Origin of the sequence: Falsochrobactrum tianjinense (assembly GCF_019100495.1) — a bacterium.
GTDB classification, from domain to species: Bacteria; Pseudomonadota; Alphaproteobacteria; order Rhizobiales; family Rhizobiaceae; genus Brucella; species Brucella tianjinense.
In genome coordinates this window covers 132,555-151,016 of record NZ_JAHRVA010000002.1, presented here as the reverse complement: position 1 = coordinate 151,016, position 18,462 = coordinate 132,555, and the positions used below count along the sequence as shown (strand labels likewise).

Genomic DNA, 18,462 nt, shown 5'->3' with positions numbered 1-18,462 from the left:
TGACAAAGTAGCCGTGAATTCTATCTTTGACAAGATTTACAATTTTACACGGCCTGACAGTCAATAATCAGACAGCATTACTTCATTTTTTAGGCGCTTTTCATGCTTTTTCTGGCCTCACCTCCAGCAAGAATGTAAATTCAGTCACAGAAAGAGTAGCGGCAAGCGCTCTTCGAAAACCCGTGAATAGTGTGAGGAGACACCGAAATGACAGATTTTTACAGCCTCATCCCTTCGGCGCCCAAAGGCCGCTTCGACGGCATCGAGCGTGCGCATACGGCCGAAGATGTGAAAAGGCTGCGCGGCTCGGTGGAGATCAGATATTCGCTGGCCGAGATGGGTGCAAACCGTCTGTGGAAGCTTATCCACGAAGAGGATTTCGTCAATGCGCTTGGCGCGCTTTCGGGTAATCAGGCCATGCAGATGGTTCGCGCTGGTCTGAAGGCGATTTATCTTTCCGGCTGGCAGGTTGCTGCGGATGCGAACACGGCTTCAGCCATGTATCCGGACCAGTCGCTCTACCCGGCCAATGCCGCACCGGAACTGGCCAAGCGCATCAACAAGACGTTGCAGCGCGCCGACCAGATCGAAACCGCTGAAGGCAAGGGGCTTTCGGTCGACACCTGGTTCGCACCCATCGTTGCCGATGCGGAAGCAGGTTTCGGCGGTCCGCTGAATGCATTCGAGATCATGAAGGCCTTCATCGAGGCAGGTGCAGCCGGTGTCCACTATGAAGACCAGTTGGCATCAGAAAAAAAGTGCGGCCATCTGGGCGGCAAGGTTCTGATCCCGACTGCGGCGCATATCCGCAATCTCAACGCGGCGCGCCTTGCAGCCGACGTGATGGGAACGGCTACGCTGGTCATCGCCCGCACGGATGCGGAAGCCGCCAAGCTTCTGACCTCGGACATCGATGAGCGCGACCAGCCCTTCGTCGATTACGATGCAGGCCGCACTGCGGAAGGCTTCTATCAGGTGAAAAATGGCATCGAGCCATGTATCGCCCGCGCGATTGCCTATGCGCCCTATTGCGATCTGATCTGGATGGAAACATCCAAGCCCGATCTCGAACAGGCTCGCCGTTTCGCGGAGGCTGTGCATAAGGCGCATCCGGGCAAGAAGCTCGCCTATAATTGCTCGCCGTCGTTCAACTGGAAGAAGAACCTCGACGACGCAACGATTGCCAAGTTCCAGCGCGAGCTGGGCGCCATGGGCTACAAGTTCCAGTTCATCACGCTGGCCGGTTTCCACCAGCTCAATTACGGCATGTTCGAACTGGCGCGCGGCTACAAGGATCGGCAGATGGCCGCTTATTCCGAGTTGCAGCAGGCGGAATTCGCAGCCGAAGCCAACGGCTACACCGCAACCAAACACCAGCGCGAAGTCGGCACCGGCTATTTCGATGCCGTGTCGCTCGCAATCACCGGCGGCCAGTCTTCGACCACCGCCATGCAGGAATCGACTGAAACAGCACAGTTCCGCCCCGCAGCGGAATGATTGCAAGAAGCTAGTTTTACGGGAGAAATGACAATGGCTTCGATCGTACGCGTCAAGGAAAGAGCCGAAGAGCAGTCCTCTTCGATGAGCACCGAGCAGCAGAGTACTATCCGCACGCTCGCCAACGATCTGCACCGTCTCAATCAGGCGGTCATGAAGGCGGTCGAGGCAGGCGTTTCGGTAGAACTGGTCCGTTCGGCCCGTCATCATGGCGGCGACGGCAACTGGGGCGATCTCCTCATTCCCGTTATCGTCACCAACAACCGGTAGAACACATCTTATATAGAGTTCGCCATAGTGAATTGTTCCGGCTGGCACTGCCAGCCGGTTTTTTTGCAAAGCTGCATTTGTCAATGCCGGTCGGTGCAGCTATCATGCGGGCATACGAAATCATTTTTTGGTGTTTGATGTCAGCTGATACGACGGAAAAAAAGGCCACGCGCACTCCGCGTCGGCGTACTCCTCCTTATGTCAAGACGTTGCGCGGCGTGAAGAACTGGAAACAAGCGACCGAATGGCTTGCATGGCGTGATATCGAAGACATCGAATGCATTACCCCCGATCAGGCTGGGGTAGCGCGTGGCAAAATGATGCCGTCCAAGAAATTCACATCCAACACCTCGCTGGCGCTGCCTTCGGGGGTTTTCATGACGACGATCTCTGGTGATTATCCGGAAGACGGCCATGGCTTCCATTATCCGGAAGACGACGGCGACCTGAAACTGCTGCCCGATCTCTCCACGCTTTCAGCCGTGCCGTGGGAATCCGACCCGACCGCACAGGTGATCTGCGATCTCGTCTATCAGGACGGGCGTGCGGTGGAATTCACCCCGCGAAATGTACTGCGCAAGGTCGTGGCCGCCTATAACAAGCGCGGGCTGAAGCCGGTTGTCGCACCGGAAATCGAGTTCTACCTCGTGCGCAAGAACCCCGACCCGGATTATCCGCTGGTTCCGCCGGTTGGCCGTTCGGGCCGCGCTATCGGCGGCGGGCAGGGCTATTCGATTGCAGGCGTCAACGAGTTCGACGAACTGATCGACGATATCTATCACTTCTCCGAAGGCCAGGGGCTGGAGATCGACACGCTGATCCACGAAGAAGGAGCGGGCCAGCTTGAAATCAACCTGCGCCATGGCGACCCGGTGGAACTGGCCGATCAGGTATTCATGTTCAAGCGCACGATTCGCGAAGCGGCGCTGAAACACGATATGTACGCCACCTTCATGGCCAAGCCCATTCAGGGCCAGCCGGGCTCGGCGATGCATATCCACCAGTCTATCGTGGACAAAAAAACGGGCCGCAACATCTTCTCCAATGATGATGGCAGCGAAAGCGATGCCTTCCGCCATTTCATCGGTGGCATGCAACAGCATGTGCCCAATGCACTGGTGATGTTTGCGCCCTATGTGAATTCCTATCGCCGTCTGACGCCGGATGCTTCCGCACCGGTCAATGTCAAATGGGGCTACGACAACCGCACGACGGCTTTCCGCGTGCCTCGCTCGGAACCGGGCGGCAGGCGGGTGGAAAACCGCATCCCTTCGTCGGATGCCAACCCTTATCTGGCGCTCGCCTCCTCGCTTGCCTGCGGGCTTATCGGCCTTGTGAACAAGATCGAGCCGGACCAGCCCGCCACGACCAGCGTCAACACCAAGGAAATCGACCTGCCCCGCGGCCTGATCGATGCGGTGGAGCTGTTCGTAGCGGACGATGAACTGCGCAACCTGATCGGCAGTTCATTTGTCACGACCTATGCGGCGATCAAACGCGCCGAGTTTGAAACCTTCATGGAAGTCATCAGCCCATGGGAACGCGAGTTCCTGTTGCTCAACGTCTGAGCGGTTCACAATGCCATACCAGTCCCCAATCTCTCCCGGCCTTTCATGGTATGAGGCCAGCGTGTCCGACCGACCGCAATATCCGGAGCTTGACGGATCGCGGCAGGCGGATGTCATCGTCATCGGCGGCGGTTATACGGGACTGTCGGCGGCCTATCATCTGGCCCGGCAGGGCGCAGATGTCGTACTGATTGAGGCCGCACGCTTTGGCGACGGCGCGTCAGGGCGCAATGGCGGGCAGTTCGGCACCGGGCAGCGGACATGGGCGGAAGATCTGGAAAAGCAATATGGCTTTGAGCGAGCCAGGGCGCTGTTCGACGTGGCGGAAGAAGCCAAGGCCCATATGCTAACCTTTGCCCACGATCATGGCATCGACATGGACTATATGCCGGGCCAGATTTCTGCTGTGCACAAGCCGCGCTATCTCAGAAACTATGAGCGCCATGCAGAGCTAATGGCAAGTCACTTCAACTATCCTCACATTCGTTATGTCGGGCGAGAGGAAATGGCGGGACTACTTGGTTCGGACCGCTATCACGGTGGCGTTTATGATGCAGGCACTGGCCATATACATCCGTTAAAATTTCTGATCGGTGCGGCAAAGGCTGCACAAAAGGCTGGTGCGCATCTTTACGAAAACACGAAAGCTATCAAACTTCGCACTGCGAGCGGACGTGTCGAAGTGGAAACGGCGCGTGGCACGATTACCGCGAAGAATGCCTTCATTGCCGTAAATGCCTATGGTGGCAATCTGGAGCCGATGAGTGCCGCACATGTCATGCCGATCCGCTCGTTCATCGGGGCGACCGTTCCGCTGGGCGACAACAGCCCAGTGATCCCCGGCGGAGAGTCGGTGGACGATTCCCGTTTCGTCGTGCGCTATTTCCGGCGCTTGAAAGACGGACGGCTGCTGTTCGGCGGACGCGAAGCCTATACCGCCGATAACCCGCGCGACATCAGCGACCATATCCGTCGCCAGATTGTGGAAATCTATCCCGCACTCGAAAATGTCGAGATCACCCACTCATGGGGCGGCTCGGTGGGCATAACCATGCCGCGCCAGCCCTTCGTGCGCGAGGTGATGCCCGGCATCATCACCGCCGGCGGCTATTCTGGCCATGGCGTGATGCTGGCCAACTATATGGGGCGGCTCTATGCGGAAGCTGTCTCCGGCAAGCACGAAAAACTAAGGCTATTTGAAGAATTGCGCATTCCTGCCTTTCCCGGCGGGCGTACCTTTCGCGCTCCGCTCTTGTTTCTCGCCTTATCCTGGTACGCGCTGATGGATCGCATCTAATTAACGAACTCAGTTCCCTCTTAGGCGAAAAATGTTCTATCCTTATTCAAGAATCTGAATTTTGGAAGGAGAGTAACCATGTGGATCATGCTGACCGATGTGAGTGGCGAGAAGGTCGCGGTCAATTTCAACCACGTTCTTTCCTACAACGCGTACGGAACAGGCAGCCGTATTGTGACAACCAGCACCGATCTGACGTTCTTTGTCAAGGAATCCATCGAGGAAATTGAGGTCAAATTGGGCATCGACGTGAAAAACTAAACCGTGCCTTGGAAAGGTGGAAAAGGCTTTTCCGTCTAAAGGCATGTCTCGAAGTAAGAAATAAAGCATGCTGCGGCCCCGCTTACCCGCAGCATGCTTTATATGTCAAGTTCTTCCACAAAGGCCGCGCGATCCTGAATGAAGCGGAAGCGTGCTTCTGGCTTCGTCCCCATCAGCTCATCGACCGTGTTGCGTGTCTCATCGATATAATCTTCGTCCACATGTACACGCAAAAGCGTACGCTTGGCCGGGTCCATCGTGGTTTCCTTAAGCTGCTCGGCGCGCATTTCACCAAGACCCTTGAAGCGTCCTATTTCGATTTTGCCGCGACCCGTAAATATGGTGCGGAGCAGTTCATCCTTGTGCGCGTCATCACGAGCATAAGCAACCTTTCCGCCCTGGCTGAGGCGGTAGAGTGGCGGCACGGCCAAATAAAGATGGCCGTGCCGAATGAGCTCCGGCATCTCCTGATAGAAGAAGGTAATCAGCAGTGATGCGATATGCGCGCCATCTACGTCAGCATCAGTCATGATGATGACGCGGTCGTAACGCAGGTCGTCTTCGCGATAATTCTTGCGCGTACCAGAACCCAGCGCCTGCACCAGATCGGCAATCTGCTGGTTGGCGGTCAGCTTTTCACGTCCGGCACTCGCCACATTGAGAATCTTGCCGCGCAGCGGCAGGATTGCCTGCGTGGCACGATTGCGCGCCTGCTTGGCGGAACCGCCTGCCGAGTCGCCCTCGACAATAAAAAGTTCCGCGCCCGCAGCCGCAGTCTGCGTACAATCGGCAAGCTTGCCCGGCAGGCGCAGCTTGCGCGTTGCACTTTTGCGAACAGTTTCCTTCTCTTGACGCCGCCGCAAGCGCTCCTCGGCCCGGTCGACCACCCAGTCAAGAAGGCGCGAAGCTTCCTGCGGTGAGGCGGCAAGCCAATGATCAAACGGGTCGCGGATCACGTTTTCCACGATACGCTGCGCTTCAACGGTCGCCAGTTTGTCCTTGGTCTGGCCGACAAATTCCGGCTCGCGAATAAAGACTGAAAGCATGGCGGCAGCCGATGTCATCACATCATCGGTAGTGATGATGGACGCGCGCTTATTATTGGTCAATTCCGCATAAGCTTTAAGCCCGCGCGTAAGCGCAATACGCAGACCTGCCTCATGAGTGCCGCCGTCGCCGGTGGGGATGGTGTTACAATAGGAATTAACAAAACCGTCGCCTCCATACCAGGAAACGGCCCATTCCACCGCTCCATGCCCGCCCTGCTTTTCAGTCTTCCCCGCGAAGATTTCGCGCGTGACCTGATGCTCCTTGCCAAGCGATGCCTGAAGATAATCTTTGAGGCCGCCGGGGAAATGGAAGACGGCCTTTTCAGGCGTTTCCTTTTTCGGATCAAGCAGCGCCGGATCACAGCTCCAGCGGATTTCAACGCCACCAAACAAATAGGCTTTCGAGCGCGCCATGCGGTAAAGCCGGTGGGGATCGAAACGCGCCACCTTGCCGAAGATTTCCGGGTCGGGGTGGAAGCGAACGCGGGTACCACGCCGATTATGCACCTCGCCCACATCTTCCAAACCACCTTGCGGCAGGCCGCGCGAGAAGCACTGGCGATAGAGGCGGCGATTGCGCGCCACTTCCACTTCGAGCACATCCGAAAGAGCATTGACTACCGACACGCCAACGCCATGTAGGCCGCCGGAAGTTTCATAAGCCTTGCCGTCGAATTTACCGCCCGCATGCAGCTTGGTCATGATGACTTCAAGCGTCGACCTGCCGGGCATTTGCGGATGCTCATCCACCGGAATACCTCGCCCATTATCCGAAACGGTTATGAACCCTTCCGCATCGAGGCTGACTTCGATGAAATTGGCGTGGCCGGCCACGGCCTCGTCCATCGAGTTGTCAATCACTTCGGCAAAGAGGTGATGCAGCGCCTTTTCATCCGTGCCGCCAATATACATGCCAGGGCGCAGGCGCACGGGTTCGAGTCCTTCCAGAACCCGGATGGATGAAGCATTGTAATCGTCACCGCTTGAGACAGGCAAAGCTTTCTCCGCAAGCCGAGCAGGCTTCAGCGCTGAGGCGGGCACGGACGGCGTGACCGCTGGGCGGGGTGCGGCTTGCGATGTGGAAGTGGTATTCACTTGCTGCTCCACCTGCCGTTCCCTGGCATTGTTGACTACTCTTGAAAAGAGATCGTTGCTGTCGTCCATCTTTGTCCAAAAAGCTTTCTGTCTGAAACTGCGAAGGCCGTACATCGTCAATTTGCCGGCACCGAAACAAGCGGGGCGAATCACAAGAATGATGCCACGGGAAAATACGAAAGGCGAATAAAGTTCGCCTTACGTTCTGCCTTGCCGCTTTTATCAAAGGGTTTTGTACATTGTTGAAGGGATTTGCACCGGAATGACGCCTAATGTCAAATCACTCTGGGTATTTTTCAGAATGGCGATGGCACCCTGCAGGTAATTGTCCTACAGCTTCCAAGGGGTTGAGGAGCTGAGAATGGGAACACAGACATTAAATAGCGCAAGCGCACAACCAGATCAGTCCAGCACCCATGTTCGGGGTATGGTTACGATGGTGCTGGCGGTGCTGATGCTTCCGCTGATTGATGCGATCGGCAAGTGGCTGGCCATGATGGACAATGTTCCGCCAGCGACCATAGCCTTCCTGCGTTTTGCAGTTCAGGTTATCTTGATGTTCGTCATACTCTTCTCCATGGGAGGCTTTAAAGAGTTCCGCACATCCCATCTGGTCGGCAATCTCGTGCGCGGCGTATTGATTGGATTTGCAAGCCTGTGCTTCTTCATGGCGGTCAAATACATGCCGCTTGCCGACGCTATGGCCGTATTCTTCGCCGAACCGCTAATTCTCATTTTGATGTCGGCAGTTTTCCTCAAGGAAAAGATCGGGTGGCGCCGCTACAGCGCTGTGGCCGTGGGCCTTGTAGGCACGCTGATTGTCATCCAGCCAAGCTATGAGATTTTCGGTGCCGTTTCGCTGCTGCCCCTGCTATCGGCAGTGTGCTTTGCTACCTATCTGACTTTAAACCGAAAATACGGCTCCAAAGAGACCCCGCTGGTCATGCAATTTTATGCAGGTATTGGCGGCGGGCTAATCACCGCCGCAGCCATGATCCCTGGCACGCGGGCCGGAATTGAAAACCTCCAGTTCAGCCTGCCGCAGACGGCCTTTCCATGGCTGCTGCTTTTGCTGCTCGGGATGATCGGCACTTTCGGCCATCTGATGGTGGTGCAGGCTTTCAAGCTCGCTCCCGCCTCCGTGCTCGCGCCCTTCCAATATCTGGAAATAGTTACCGCTGTGATCGTCGGCCTGATCCTTTTCGGGGACTTTCCTACCCCGTCAAAATGGCTCGGCATCGCCATCATCGTTGGTTCGGGGATTTATGTCTTCGTGCGCGAGCGGCGGATAAAAACGACGGCCGCGGGTTAAGCCCTGCGGGCTCCGAAGACGGTTTCGAATGCCTTGCCCAGCGCGAGATCCACATCGTCCATCGTGACCGGCAAGCCAAGATCGACGAGGCTGGTTACGCCATAATCGTCGATGCCGCACGGCACAATGCCGCTGAAATGTTCAAGCTGTGGCTCCACATTGATCGAAATGCCGTGGAAACTGACCCAGCGACGCAGGCGGATGCCGATGGCCGCGATTTTGTCCTCGCATAATTGACCGTTAGCGAGGGGCGGCTTTTCCGGACGGACAACCCAGACGCCCACCCGATCTTCGCGCCGCTCGCCTTTGACATTGAACTGCGCCAGCGTTTCGATGATCCATTGTTCAAGCGCAGCCACAAAAGCGCGTACGTCCTCGCGCCTGCGTTTGAGGTCAAGCATGATATAGGCTACGCGCTGGCCTGGGCCATGATAGGTATATTCGCCGCCGCGTCCGGTATCGAAAACCGGAAAACGGTCTGGCGTCAGCAGATCTTGCGCTCGCGCGCTGGTACCAGCCGTATAAAGCGAAGGATGTTCGACCAGCCAGACAAGTTCACTGGCCTCGCCTTCACGAATAGCCTGTACACGCTCCTCCATGAAGCGCAGCGCTTCATCGTAATCCGTCAGCCCATCGGCGATAAGCCACTTCACCGGCGGCGCATCCGCCGCCACTGGCAGAAAACGCGACTGGCGAGCCGTATCGTCACGCGTAATTTGCGGCTTCGCAGCCAGGACGGTCGAAAGAGTAGCAGGGTTGTCGGTCATGATGGCAGCATATGGCGCTTTTTCAGGTATACTTCCAGATGTCAAAACGTCTCTGGCATCATACAATCAGCTGCCAGGCTCTATGTTGTAATCGAAATTCGGAAAAACATCGAAGCTGATGGGTGCCAGCACAATGATTTTCAAGCCGGATTGCGCAAACTCGATATCGCAGTACGCCTTGAGTTCCTCGGCGAGCACCATGCGCAAAAGCCTCTGGCCAAAACCGCGATGCGACGGGCGGGAAATCCTTGGGCCATTGCTTTCCACCCAACGCATCTGGAATTTCTTCTCACCATGATCATCGACAATATTCCAGTTGAAATCGATAACACCATGTTCGTTGGAGAGAGCACCATACTTAACCGCATTGGTGGCGAGTTCATAAAGCCCCAGCGACAGCGAAACGGTTATACGGTCGCTGACGAATAGCGGCGGGCCGTCCATGCGGATGCGATGCCCGAAAGTGCTGTTGAAAGGGGCCAGCGCCGTATCGGCGATCTGCCGAATGGTGGCGCCACCCCAGTCGTCCTGAAGCAGCATGTCGTGCGCCTGCGCCAGCGCGTGCAGGCGCTCGTTAAAAAGCTTATTTGCCTGCATGGGGTCGCTGGCGTTTCGCAGCGTCTGATTGGCGATCGACTGGACCATAGCCATCGAATTCTTGAAGCGATGCGATATTTCCCGTGTGACAAGCGCCTTGTCAGCTTCGGCTTTCTTACGTTCGGTGATATCCTGTATGACCCCCATCAGTGTCGGGTCGTCGCCTAGCAAAGCCTTGGCACGCGTTTCAACCCAGACGGTTTTCCCGGTGCTGTTTACGATCCGGTATTCCATGGAATAAGCTCCGCCGGTTGCAAAAGCCTGCTGGGTCTGTTGCAGAACCGCCATTCGGTCTTCCAGCGCAATAAGATCGATGATCTGGTCAAAATGAATCGGTCCATTATCCGGCAGGCCAAGAATACGGCGGCATTCGGCAGAGCAGCTAACGGTTCCGCTTCGCTGATCACGGGTCCAGAAGCCGATCTTGGCAATATTGGCAATATAATTGAGCTGGTCCTTATGTCTCTCTGTGGTATCGCGTTCTTTTTGCAATTCAGCGCGATGCTGGATTTCCAGCGTTACATCAATCTGAGTAGAGATGAAGTGCTGCAAAACCCCGTCATCGCTCTTAATCGGCGATATATCCAGTCGGTTCCAGAAGGACTCACCCGATTTCTTGTAGTTCAGTATGTCGATATGGATCGGCCTTTCGGCGGCGAGAGCTGCCCGGATGGTGTCCACATGTTCGCTCGCAGTCTCCCTACCCTGTAAAAAGCGGCAATTGCGCCCTACGATCTCGCTGGCCTCATAGCCCGTCAATTGTAGGAAAGCGCGGTTGACGAAGACGATAGGATTATCTGGCAATCGCGGATTGGTGATCAGCATCGGCGTGGGCGTATGCTCCACCGCCGCCCGGAAAGGATCGGCTTGTTTCGAGATAGCATCACCTGGAAAGGGCTTGGACGGCTCTAACATTGTTGCCACTGCAACCCCCCATAATACTCAAGGCGTTATAAACCTATCCAACAGATTAGACCTTAGCTTATTACCCTCATTGTTGCGAATAAAATAGATGTGCCTATTAGTATGATGGTTTGGCCATCCGTCACGATGCAAATCATGGTCAGTTTGAATCGCCGAGTATGACTTGCCGGATAGCGAAGATGCCATATATCATTCCCTGTCATTCAGCACACGTTCATCTTGCATCGAACATGATGCGAGCAGTTGAACTGGAGAAGAAGATGAGTAACACCTTGAAGAAACTTATGGTTGGGGTGATCAGCGCAACTTTCATGGTCGGCGTCCTGGCGCCCGTGTCCGCCGCTCCTGTCATGCCTTCTGCCCAGCTTATGGGAAATGACAATGTCCAGCATGTGCGGGATGATCGCAGACATCGTTCCCGCAACCGGCACTGGCGTGGCCACCGCTCAGGTCCACGCCACTGGCACGGACATCGCGGCTACCGCGAATATCGCCGCGGCTATCGCCGTCACAGCGATGGCTGGTGGTATCCGTTGGCAGCCTTTGGCGCTGGCGCAATCCTTGGTGGAGCGCTGTCCTCTCCGGCTCCAGTTCAGCGCGCACCGGTTTATCGCCATAGCAATAGCCATGTGCAGTGGTGCTATAACCGCTACCGGTCCTATCGGGCTTCTGACAATACATTCCAGCCTTATAACGGTCCTCGTCGGCAGTGCTATTCACCCTATCGCTAACAGCAGCTTAACACCCTGTTTAACAAACAGCCGCCTCGACAGGCGGCTGTTTTGTTTGCAAAGCCAAAGCCCCCGAACATGGTCATCAAACATCAATAGACGCGAATCTATCGACTTTCTGATGGTTATATGAGGCCAGAAAAGCCGCTAAACATCTAAATTTTCTGCCAAAAACCTCCTAAGCGCGTCCACACGCCAAAAAAAGATGGGGCTCACTACCCATTTTTGAATTTATATTGGAGAAACCTGTTTTTATGGTGTTGACCATTGCAAAAGCCGCCCTTATGTTCCGCCCCACTTCCAGAGACGATTTGTCTTTCTCGGGAGCGCGTAGCTCAGCCGGTAGAGCAACTGACTTTTAATCAGTAGGTCCAGGGTTCGAATCCCTGCGCGCTCACCAACAAAATCAAGCACTTAGCATAAAAACCCACCCGGTAGCGTGTGCCAGCCGATTTACGAGAATTGCCCGCATTTCTGGGCTTTTCTTGGGGTTAGCGGGAAATACATGCCACATGAATTATCACATGGCGCACAATGCTTGACTCTCTTTTACAAAAAGAACAAATTGAGAACATTGCAACTGGAGAGTCGCCATGAACGCATTGGTGCAAAGTTACGATGACGAAATCGAGCAGGTCCTTTCCTACTACAAAGGCGACGTTCGCGCTGCGATCGAGGGCTTGCTGAAGGACCGGGATTTTCTCGTAAAGGAAATCGAATATGCCAGCCTGGCCATGTCGTTTGGCTATTCGCGCGGCTGGAAGCCATCCATTATCCAAGGATATGCAGCATGACGACCTATCCTTACAGCGTGGCCCTGCCCGAATCGTACGCGCTGAAATACGCACGACGAGAAGTTAACAGGGACGCTGACCGCCTTGGCGCGCGTACCGTGCGCAGTATGGCGAAGAAAGCCGGTGGTTATTTCTGCGTGTTCAGCTTCACGACCGAACGGCATGAGAGCGCCTTTGTGCGGCAAGCCGGTCGCCGCAGGCGACTGGGGGCGAATCGTTGTGAAGTGAAGCGCCATGATGGATTTGAAATGGAAGCGCACTGTTTTCGATGGCGAAACCTACCCCGCTGACTTCATCGCGTATACGGAATAGAGAGATTCTTGACTCGAAAACGGTTTCTGCCTCAGCTGCCTGCCTTGTAAAAAAATAATTGAAGAGCTTCGTAACAAGCGGTTCAAAATTCGTCGCCTACACAACTGAATGGTGAAACTCCTTGTGGAAATTCTAGATGCGGTTGCGGCCTCACCTATCAGATAATAATATTTGCTATTTATAAATTTATTGCCTAATTTTTAGTTTATCTAAAATGGAGGCCGACTATGAAAAGTGGGAACAATATGCCGGTGCAAGCACCGTTGGTTCCAGATCCAATCCTTCCCTATAGCTGCAAGAACAGCCGCACAGTTTACGCAGTATGCGAAGTGGAAGAAGCGGTTTTGAGGCGCCACTTGAGCCCCACACCGTTTAACTTCGTGAACAACCGCTGCATGGTTTACGTAAACGACTTTACCGAAAGTCCAGAGCTTCCATACATGGATGCCGGCATTATTTTTACTGTCGAGTATAAAGGAGTGTTTGGCGGGTACTATATGTACGAATGGGAAGATGACGATGCGGCCATTGAAACAGGTCGCTATTGGGGCTACCCAAAAAAATTCGGCACAATGACCCTTGAAAAAAATGGCGATCTTATTCGCGGCACAGCTTCGAGGAGAGGGGCTAAGTTAATCGATATTGAGCTCGACTGTGGCAAACCTCTAAATGATGTACCGCAACTTCATACAGTTTACCCTCATCTAAATTTGCTCACCATTCCCAATCCAGATGGACCAGGGATTTTCTCCCAACGGGTAACCGCTAGAGACAATTCATCCACTTGCACATTGCTATCCAATACTTTTGCCGAGGTTAAGGTGAAACTAAATAGTTCGCCAACGGATCCTATTGGTGAATTCTCCAATCTTAAGGTTTTGGGTGGCGGCTACTCTGTTACGGACTTCTTAGCATCCGAAGAGAACGGCTGGGCTCGTGTTATCGACACCATTATTTAAAAATAATAAGAGAATGGGAGTTGCAAATGCAAAGAAGTAGCTGGCTAACAGTCTTTGTATTATCGGGTGCATATATAGCATATCTCGCAGGCTCTGGCTTTGGCAGTGGCCAAGAGATAATGCAGTATTTCACCGCCTACGGGTACGTTGGAATACTTGGAATACTGATAAGTGCGGTCTTATGGGGAACGTATGCGGTCTTTATTGTAAAGGATTCTAGAGATTATCAATTAAAATCTCTTCATGAGGTATATCTATTCTACTGCGGAAATTATTTGGGGAACGCACTTTTTGCGTTTTCTATTGTCTATCTTTTCTGCATGGCAAGCCTGATGATATCAGGAGCCGGAGCTGCTTTCTCGCAGTATTTTGGGGTTGGGAATGAGGTTGGCCGGATCATTATGACCGTGCTGGTGCTTATCACTGGCTTGTTGGGCATGCGTAAAATAGTGGACGTTATCGGGAGTCTTGGCCCCTGCATAATCGCTTTCGTGATGCTAATTGCGTTTATCGCTATGATGAATGGACCTGATACCTTAAGCAGTGGTAATGAATATATACAGACCAATAACTTGCTCAAGCCGACCAGCAATTGGCTTTGGGCAGCGGTTATGTATTTTTCGTACTGCATCCTATTTCAAGCATCATACTTATCAGGTATCGCTACGACCAATCCTGCCACCACTAAGCAGCTGACAACTAGTGTTATAATTGGCGCTTCAGTATATGTAGCCTCCTGCATCATCCTACTCCTAGCGTTCATGACAAACATTACTGTTCTCCACGGCATAGAAGTACCTAACCTACATCTAGGGACTCAGATTAGTCCGTTCTTGGGCGCAATTTATGGCGTGATTTTGGTTGCAGCTCTATACACAACAACTGCTCCCCTGATCTGGTCTGTGTCCAATGTTTTCGTGAAGGAGCATACGGGAGCTTATAAATGGGTGATTATGCTCACCTCTGTACTTGCATACTTTGCGAGTGGGATAGGGTCATTCTCTGTGCTCGTTAACATTGTAACAACCGTGGCTGCGTACGTGGGGATCCTGTACATAGTACCTGTATTCTATGTAAAGTTCTTCAAGAGACCTACTCGTTCTATGACGCAAGCTTAATATTGCAAAAATAGCTGTCAGATATTTTGACAGCTATTTTTATGGAAATTGAGGAAAGCCAATCCCAAGTATTTCTGTCACTTCATCGCTCGGGTTAAATAATCGGTAAGGCAGATTAGCTTTATAACAGAACGAATCGCCTGTATTTGCAAAGTACATATGCCCATTATATTCGAAACCTAGTTCACCTGAGAGAACATAGATAAACTCTTCGCTTTGACAGGTAACAAACAAACCTTGCGGCTCTTCATATTTAGGTGCAATTTTTATTATTGCAGCCTGTAGATCAATACCAGGAATATTATTTCGTAAAAGCTCGTATAGTAGCGGCGAATTTGGCCGGCCGAAACGAGGGCGCTCAGCTGCTTTCACTAGAATTTGGTCGTCATTTTGGCCATCAAAGAAATATACCACGCCCACATTATAAAACGCTGCCAAACGTCGCAACTGGGATATCGACGGCTCGACTTTGCCGGTTTCCATTTGACTTAGATAGCCCGGAGACAAATCAAGAGAGGCAGCTACATCCTGAAGGCGTACTTTAGCTTTTTTACGGAGGTGCCTTAGCTTGGTATGGATCATCATCCCGACTTGTCTCTCATATTTGCCTAATTATACGATAGGCGTTTGTTTTAGCTCAAACGACTTCACCCGCTCAGCAAAATAAATAATCTTATTTAGATCGTACATCCGGCTAGCCGCATCTTTCTCACCAAACCTATAACAAGCCTTGAAGATGTTGCCGAGCGCAAAGGACATGCCTTTGTGCTCGATCAGGTCGTTCAGTTCGGTCGCGCCTTCGGGCAACTCGTAATAGCTCGTGCTGCCGCCATCGGACTGGATGGCGGGCCCCGATGTGAGGCGCTCAGCGCGTGCCCATTCTGGCATCCCCCGGTCAATTCGTGCATCTGGCACCATTACACCCCCTCCTTCACTCGCCTGCGCGGCTCTTCTGGCGCATCGACAATAGGCCCGCCCGCAAGCAGGCCGCGCAATGAAGCCAGCCTGTCTTTTACCAAAGGCCGAAACCGGGCAGCCGCAAACGGCGGGTTATCATAGCCGAACTGTGGGCAGATGCCTCGATCGACGCCCTTGAGGCGAACGCCGATGAAATTGCCCTGCGTGTAGTGCTCGAACGGGCCTATCCATGAAACGGTGTAGATTTCGCCTTCCTTGTTCTCGAGGAACTGCTCAAAGCCAACCTGCGCATCAATGCAGACGATCTGCTCCCTGACACAGAAGGTCATGGTTTTTCTCCCACCAGTTCCAGCGCCTTCAGATAACGAGCGCGCCTGCTATCGTCGTCGTTTGAGGCTCGCAGGTTATCGCGCAGGTCAGCAATCTTGACCGGGCGCGCGATAGGGTTTGAGCAAGCGCGAGCGACATAGACGAAATAATCTTCATCATCACGGCGGGTAATCGCACTCATGGCCAGCACAATATCATCGTCAAACCCGAACGAATAAATGTCGTTGAGCGACGTGTTCGTGTCTTCGATCATGTCGTGCATCACGCCAACGATCTGCGTTTCGGAGGTCGTCTGTGCCAGCATCACGCGAATGGGGTGCAGGATGTAAGGCTCGCCATTCTTATCCACCTGCCCCATATGGGCAGCGGCGGCCACGGCAATCGCTGTTTCGATGTTGCTCATTTGGTATCTCCTGCGAGGATGGCTTTCATGACAAACTCTGTCCTCGGCCATTCAATATGCGACTCGCACAGACGTACGGCTGCATTTTCTATATCCGCCGGTATTTTCACGCCGCTGCCCTCCTTGCCGTCAACTTATCAAACAGCATTAGAAACTCCGCTTTCGCCCGCTCTGGCGACCAATATTGCAGTTCAGATCCGATTCCGGGTCCGGTCGCATGCCATTCAGCCACGCACGGCGCCATGTTCGTGCGCTCGTCGCCGATGATTGCGCTGTAGGCAGTCTTCACCTCAGCAGGCATTTCATGGGGCAAGTCAAACCTGTCGCAGATCGCGGCCATGACGGATGCCTCAGCCTGTTTGTAGCCGTCAAGAAACGGCTTCACCGGTAGCGGCACATCCACAAGGTAGGCCTCGCTGGCGTCGTGCAGGAGCGCCCAGAGGCGGTTCTTTGGCGAGACATGGCGGGCCAGCAAAACAGAATGCTCGGCAACGCTATAAAACTGCAAGCAATGCCTGGCAAAGCGACATTGCATCGACAGGGCCTGTGCAATATCTTCGATAAAAACCTCATCAGCGCGCGGGTCAAGCGGCCAGAATTGGCGGCCACTGTACGTTTGCAACCAGTCGCCACGGCGTGCCGGTTATCGAAATGCCCCCGCAGGGGTCTTCTGCACGTACTTCAAGACAAGCCCCATGTGTACCCCTCCGTGTACTGGAAGGAAACCTTAGGCATTGATAATATTGAGAAATAAGCACTTTTACAAGCGTAATGGCTCCCCGGGCCGGATTCGAACCAGCGACCAACCGGTTAACAGCCGGTTGCTCTACCGCTGAGCTACCGGGGAACAGGTGCTCGTTGCGTCAGCGAGATGGCGTATAGCAAAAGGGTTTCGCATTTGCAAAGGGCTAAATGGTTTTTTTTCACCTTTTTGTATTTCGGTCGAGAAACCCTATATTCTCTGGTATATTTTTAGGAGGAAGCTGACAATTCCTATATGCGAGAACACTCCGGTGAATGAAGAACATATTTCGACTCAACGCAAACGTGTCATAGTGATTCTTGGAAAGCGGATACCAATGCCGCAATCCCTCATGATGCGAAGAACGCTCGGCGGTTCTCTCGTGGCTGGCGGCGCGTTGGGATTCCTGCCCGTGCTTGGTTTCTGGATGTTGCCACTAGGACTCATCATATTGTCTCACGACTCTCATCGGGTACGGCGCTTGAGACGAAAGAGCGAGGTTCATATCTGGCGCAAATGGCTGAAACGAAGACCGGCATCAACAGCAGGCTGATTCAACGAACGCTGCCCCGCCCTGATCCCGGCCTTCTATTTGGCGTAAGATAATTGTGTAACAGGTAAACGCCTGTCGGGTTAACGCAATCGCTGTTGTCTACCGCGTCGCCTTATTTCGCCGGGAGTAAGTTGCCGGTGTTTTCGTAATGCCGTTGTAAGATGGCTTTGGCTAGAGAAACTTAATCTGGCGGCGATTTCGCTGATCGGCATGTCGGTTTCGCAAAGACAACGCTCCGCCTCGTCCAGACGCAGCTTCATCAGATACTGATGGGGGGTCTGGCCGAAGCTCTCACGAAAGCAGGTTGCGAAATGGCCAGCCGATATACCCAGCGTTGCGGCCATTTCAGGCACGGAAACCGGATTGCGAAAATTTGTCTTCAAATATGTCTCGATTTGCCCGCACGCATAAGCGCTAAGCCCGGATTGCGCACCACCCGCCGTCTGTGCAACTTGCGCATTGCGCATCAGAAGATTGACCAGAACCGAATACAGCGAAGAAAGATAGTTCGCATTATCCGCTGCCACCTCCTGCAATTGCTCCAGAATGATTTCGCTTATTTGTAAGCATTGTTTGCTGGAAAACCTGACTGTACTAGCGGGTATTCGGGTAGAGGAAAGTATCGTATCGTCTGTCTCGTCAACCGTCACAGATAGGAACTGGACAGCTTCCGGCCAGGTGATAACCATGCTGTAATGCGCCGGAATATAAAAGATGGTTCCAGCGGGACAACTCGCGGAATGATCGCCCCCTTCGCTGTCCCTCCATCGCAAATGGCGAACGGGTTCGAGTAGGATGATCGCCAATTTTTTCTCCGGCGTATAAACGTCGATCCCAATCCGCGTCAGCCCATAGCGAAACGGCCCGCTTGATTGCGTAGCAGACGTTACGCCCTGATGATCCTCGTTTCCGATAAGTGGCCCAGCAACGCTATGGCTACGGCTTTGCATCATTAAAGTCATCGA

Annotated in this window: 21 protein-coding genes and 2 tRNA genes; 13 read left to right on the top strand and 10 right to left on the bottom strand. The window is 53.5% G+C overall.

The window, feature by feature from the left end:
- Positions 1-207: 207 nt before the first annotated feature.
- The 5 genes from aceA to KUG47_RS06335 all read left to right on the top strand — a co-directional run bounded on the left by aceA (position 208) and on the right by KUG47_RS06335 (position 4,893).
- Entirely contained in the window at positions 208-1,497 is a 1,290-nt protein-coding gene (gene aceA / locus KUG47_RS06355; RefSeq protein ID WP_185918718.1) for an isocitrate lyase, read from the top strand.
- A 33-nt stretch (positions 1,498-1,530) separates the two neighbouring features.
- Positions 1,531-1,767 (top strand): SMc00767 family acetate metabolism repressor, encoded by a 237-nt coding sequence (locus KUG47_RS06350; RefSeq protein ID WP_217677122.1) that lies wholly within the window; start codon positions 1,531-1,533, stop codon positions 1,765-1,767.
- 137 nt (positions 1,768-1,904) lie between these two features.
- Complete coding sequence (locus KUG47_RS06345) at positions 1,905-3,335, top strand: glutamine synthetase family protein (RefSeq protein ID WP_217677121.1); 1,431 nt, start codon at positions 1,905-1,907, stop codon at positions 3,333-3,335.
- A gap of 10 nt (positions 3,336-3,345) precedes the next feature.
- A complete protein-coding gene (locus tag KUG47_RS06340) occupies positions 3,346-4,632 on the top strand; it encodes an NAD(P)/FAD-dependent oxidoreductase (protein ID WP_217677120.1) in 1,287 nt (428 codons plus the stop codon).
- Positions 4,633-4,710: 78 nt separating this feature from the next.
- Entirely contained in the window at positions 4,711-4,893 is a 183-nt protein-coding gene (locus KUG47_RS06335) for a hypothetical protein (protein ID WP_217677119.1), read from the top strand.
- Between the two features lie 98 nt (positions 4,894-4,991).
- Here the strand turns inward: KUG47_RS06335 and parE are convergent, their stop codons facing one another.
- Positions 4,992-7,106, bottom strand: coding sequence for a DNA topoisomerase IV subunit B (gene parE, locus KUG47_RS06330; protein ID WP_217677118.1), 2,115 nt, complete (start codon positions 7,104-7,106; stop codon positions 4,992-4,994).
- A gap of 292 nt (positions 7,107-7,398) precedes the next feature.
- Here parE and KUG47_RS06325 point away from each other — a divergent pair, with 292 nt between their 5' ends.
- Complete coding sequence (locus tag KUG47_RS06325; protein WP_217677117.1) at positions 7,399-8,349, top strand: DMT family transporter; 951 nt, start codon at positions 7,399-7,401, stop codon at positions 8,347-8,349.
- On the opposite strand, the gene lipB is transcribed toward KUG47_RS06325, so the two are convergent.
- Entirely contained in the window at positions 8,346-9,116 is a 771-nt protein-coding gene (gene lipB / locus KUG47_RS06320; RefSeq protein ID WP_217677116.1) for a lipoyl(octanoyl) transferase LipB, read from the bottom strand. The two genes, KUG47_RS06325 and lipB, sit on opposite strands and share 4 nt — an antisense overlap.
- A 66-nt stretch (positions 9,117-9,182) precedes the next feature.
- Positions 9,183-10,637 carry an HWE histidine kinase domain-containing protein gene (locus tag KUG47_RS06315; protein WP_422718061.1) on the bottom strand — a complete coding sequence of 485 codons (1,455 nt, stop codon included), beginning with the start codon at positions 10,635-10,637 and terminating at the stop codon, positions 9,183-9,185.
- A 260-nt stretch (positions 10,638-10,897) separates the two neighbouring features.
- Between KUG47_RS06315 and KUG47_RS06310 the strand changes: the two genes are divergently transcribed.
- The 6 genes from KUG47_RS06310 to KUG47_RS06285 all read left to right on the top strand — a co-directional run bounded on the left by KUG47_RS06310 (position 10,898) and on the right by KUG47_RS06285 (position 14,551).
- Complete coding sequence (locus tag KUG47_RS06310; protein WP_217677115.1) at positions 10,898-11,368, top strand: BA14K family protein; 471 nt, start codon at positions 10,898-10,900, stop codon at positions 11,366-11,368.
- Positions 11,369-11,692: 324 nt separating this feature from the next.
- Positions 11,693-11,768 (top strand) — tRNA-Lys (locus KUG47_RS06305).
- Positions 11,769-11,961: 193 nt separating this feature from the next.
- Positions 11,962-12,162 (top strand): hypothetical protein, encoded by a 201-nt coding sequence (locus tag KUG47_RS06300; protein ID WP_217677114.1) that lies wholly within the window; start codon positions 11,962-11,964, stop codon positions 12,160-12,162.
- Positions 12,159-12,452, top strand: coding sequence for a hypothetical protein (locus tag KUG47_RS06295; RefSeq protein WP_217677113.1), 294 nt, complete (start codon positions 12,159-12,161; stop codon positions 12,450-12,452). The genes KUG47_RS06300 and KUG47_RS06295 overlap by 4 nt, the downstream gene beginning before the upstream one ends.
- 249 nt (positions 12,453-12,701) lie before the next feature.
- A complete protein-coding gene (locus tag KUG47_RS06290; protein WP_217677112.1) occupies positions 12,702-13,433 on the top strand; it encodes an acetoacetate decarboxylase family protein in 732 nt (243 codons plus the stop codon).
- A gap of 26 nt (positions 13,434-13,459) precedes the next feature.
- Positions 13,460-14,551: a YkvI family membrane protein gene (locus KUG47_RS06285; RefSeq protein WP_217677111.1), complete on the top strand. Its 1,092-nt coding sequence runs from the start codon at positions 13,460-13,462 to the stop codon at positions 14,549-14,551.
- Positions 14,552-14,590: 39 nt separating this feature from the next.
- On the opposite strand, the gene KUG47_RS06280 is transcribed toward KUG47_RS06285, so the two are convergent.
- The 6 genes from KUG47_RS06280 to KUG47_RS06255 all read right to left on the bottom strand — a co-directional run bounded on the left by KUG47_RS06280 (position 14,591) and on the right by KUG47_RS06255 (position 17,049).
- Positions 14,591-15,136, bottom strand: coding sequence for a helix-turn-helix domain-containing protein (locus KUG47_RS06280; RefSeq protein ID WP_217677110.1), 546 nt, complete (start codon positions 15,134-15,136; stop codon positions 14,591-14,593).
- A gap of 27 nt (positions 15,137-15,163) precedes the next feature.
- Positions 15,164-15,469, bottom strand: a complete 306-nt coding sequence (locus tag KUG47_RS06275) for a hypothetical protein (protein WP_217677109.1) — start codon at positions 15,467-15,469, stop codon at positions 15,164-15,166.
- The gene (locus tag KUG47_RS06270) at positions 15,469-15,798 is read right to left on the bottom strand and encodes a hypothetical protein (RefSeq protein WP_217677108.1); all 330 of its coding nucleotides are present in this window, start codon (positions 15,796-15,798) and stop codon (positions 15,469-15,471) included. Before KUG47_RS06270 ends, KUG47_RS06275 begins: the two co-directional genes overlap by 1 nt.
- Positions 15,795-16,202, bottom strand: coding sequence for a GTP pyrophosphokinase (locus KUG47_RS06265; protein WP_217677107.1), 408 nt, complete (start codon positions 16,200-16,202; stop codon positions 15,795-15,797). Before KUG47_RS06265 ends, KUG47_RS06270 begins: the two co-directional genes overlap by 4 nt.
- A 106-nt stretch (positions 16,203-16,308) precedes the next feature.
- Complete coding sequence (locus KUG47_RS06260) at positions 16,309-16,710, bottom strand: phosphohydrolase (protein WP_254799343.1); 402 nt, start codon at positions 16,708-16,710, stop codon at positions 16,309-16,311.
- A gap of 264 nt (positions 16,711-16,974) precedes the next feature.
- A tRNA-Asn gene (locus tag KUG47_RS06255) sits at positions 16,975-17,049 on the bottom strand.
- A gap of 232 nt (positions 17,050-17,281) precedes the next feature.
- Here KUG47_RS06255 and KUG47_RS06250 point away from each other — a divergent pair.
- Positions 17,282-17,497, top strand: a complete 216-nt coding sequence (locus tag KUG47_RS06250; protein WP_254799377.1) for a hypothetical protein — start codon at positions 17,282-17,284, stop codon at positions 17,495-17,497.
- 80 nt (positions 17,498-17,577) lie between these two features.
- On the opposite strand, the gene KUG47_RS06245 is transcribed toward KUG47_RS06250, so the two are convergent.
- A complete protein-coding gene (locus tag KUG47_RS06245) occupies positions 17,578-18,459 on the bottom strand; it encodes an AraC family transcriptional regulator (protein ID WP_254799342.1) in 882 nt (293 codons plus the stop codon).
- Positions 18,460-18,462: the final 3 nt, after the last annotated feature.

What these genes read in the sequence shown, in the direction of transcription:
- aceA (WP_185918718.1), top strand. Translation starts at nt 208, where the DNA reads ATGACAGATTTTTACAGCCTCATCCCTTCGGCGCCCAAAGGCCGCTTC.
- KUG47_RS06350 (WP_217677122.1), top strand. Translation starts at nt 1,531, where the DNA reads ATGGCTTCGATCGTACGCGTCAAGGAAAGAGCCGAAGAGCAGTCCTCT.
- KUG47_RS06345 (WP_217677121.1), top strand. Translation starts at nt 1,905, where the DNA reads ATGTCAGCTGATACGACGGAAAAAAAGGCCACGCGCACTCCGCGTCGG.
- KUG47_RS06340 (WP_217677120.1), top strand. Translation starts at nt 3,346, where the DNA reads ATGCCATACCAGTCCCCAATCTCTCCCGGCCTTTCATGGTATGAGGCC.
- KUG47_RS06335 (WP_217677119.1), top strand. Translation starts at nt 4,711, where the DNA reads ATGTGGATCATGCTGACCGATGTGAGTGGCGAGAAGGTCGCGGTCAAT.
- parE (WP_217677118.1), bottom strand. Translation starts at nt 7,106, where the DNA reads ATGGACGACAGCAACGATCTCTTTTCAAGAGTAGTCAACAATGCCAGG.
- KUG47_RS06325 (WP_217677117.1), top strand. Translation starts at nt 7,399, where the DNA reads ATGGGAACACAGACATTAAATAGCGCAAGCGCACAACCAGATCAGTCC.
- lipB (WP_217677116.1), bottom strand. Translation starts at nt 9,116, where the DNA reads ATGACCGACAACCCTGCTACTCTTTCGACCGTCCTGGCTGCGAAGCCG.
- KUG47_RS06310 (WP_217677115.1), top strand. Translation starts at nt 10,898, where the DNA reads ATGAGTAACACCTTGAAGAAACTTATGGTTGGGGTGATCAGCGCAACT.
- KUG47_RS06300 (WP_217677114.1), top strand. Translation starts at nt 11,962, where the DNA reads ATGAACGCATTGGTGCAAAGTTACGATGACGAAATCGAGCAGGTCCTT.
- KUG47_RS06295 (WP_217677113.1), top strand. Translation starts at nt 12,159, where the DNA reads ATGACGACCTATCCTTACAGCGTGGCCCTGCCCGAATCGTACGCGCTG.
- KUG47_RS06290 (WP_217677112.1), top strand. Translation starts at nt 12,702, where the DNA reads ATGAAAAGTGGGAACAATATGCCGGTGCAAGCACCGTTGGTTCCAGAT.
- KUG47_RS06285 (WP_217677111.1), top strand. Translation starts at nt 13,460, where the DNA reads ATGCAAAGAAGTAGCTGGCTAACAGTCTTTGTATTATCGGGTGCATAT.
- KUG47_RS06280 (WP_217677110.1), bottom strand. Translation starts at nt 15,136, where the DNA reads ATGATGATCCATACCAAGCTAAGGCACCTCCGTAAAAAAGCTAAAGTA.
- KUG47_RS06275 (WP_217677109.1), bottom strand. Translation starts at nt 15,469, where the DNA reads ATGGTGCCAGATGCACGAATTGACCGGGGGATGCCAGAATGGGCACGC.
- KUG47_RS06270 (WP_217677108.1), bottom strand. Translation starts at nt 15,798, where the DNA reads ATGACCTTCTGTGTCAGGGAGCAGATCGTCTGCATTGATGCGCAGGTT.
- KUG47_RS06265 (WP_217677107.1), bottom strand. Translation starts at nt 16,202, where the DNA reads ATGAGCAACATCGAAACAGCGATTGCCGTGGCCGCCGCTGCCCATATG.
- KUG47_RS06250 (WP_254799377.1), top strand. Translation starts at nt 17,282, where the DNA reads ATGCCGCAATCCCTCATGATGCGAAGAACGCTCGGCGGTTCTCTCGTG.
- KUG47_RS06245 (WP_254799342.1), bottom strand. Translation starts at nt 18,459, where the DNA reads ATGACTTTAATGATGCAAAGCCGTAGCCATAGCGTTGCTGGGCCACTT.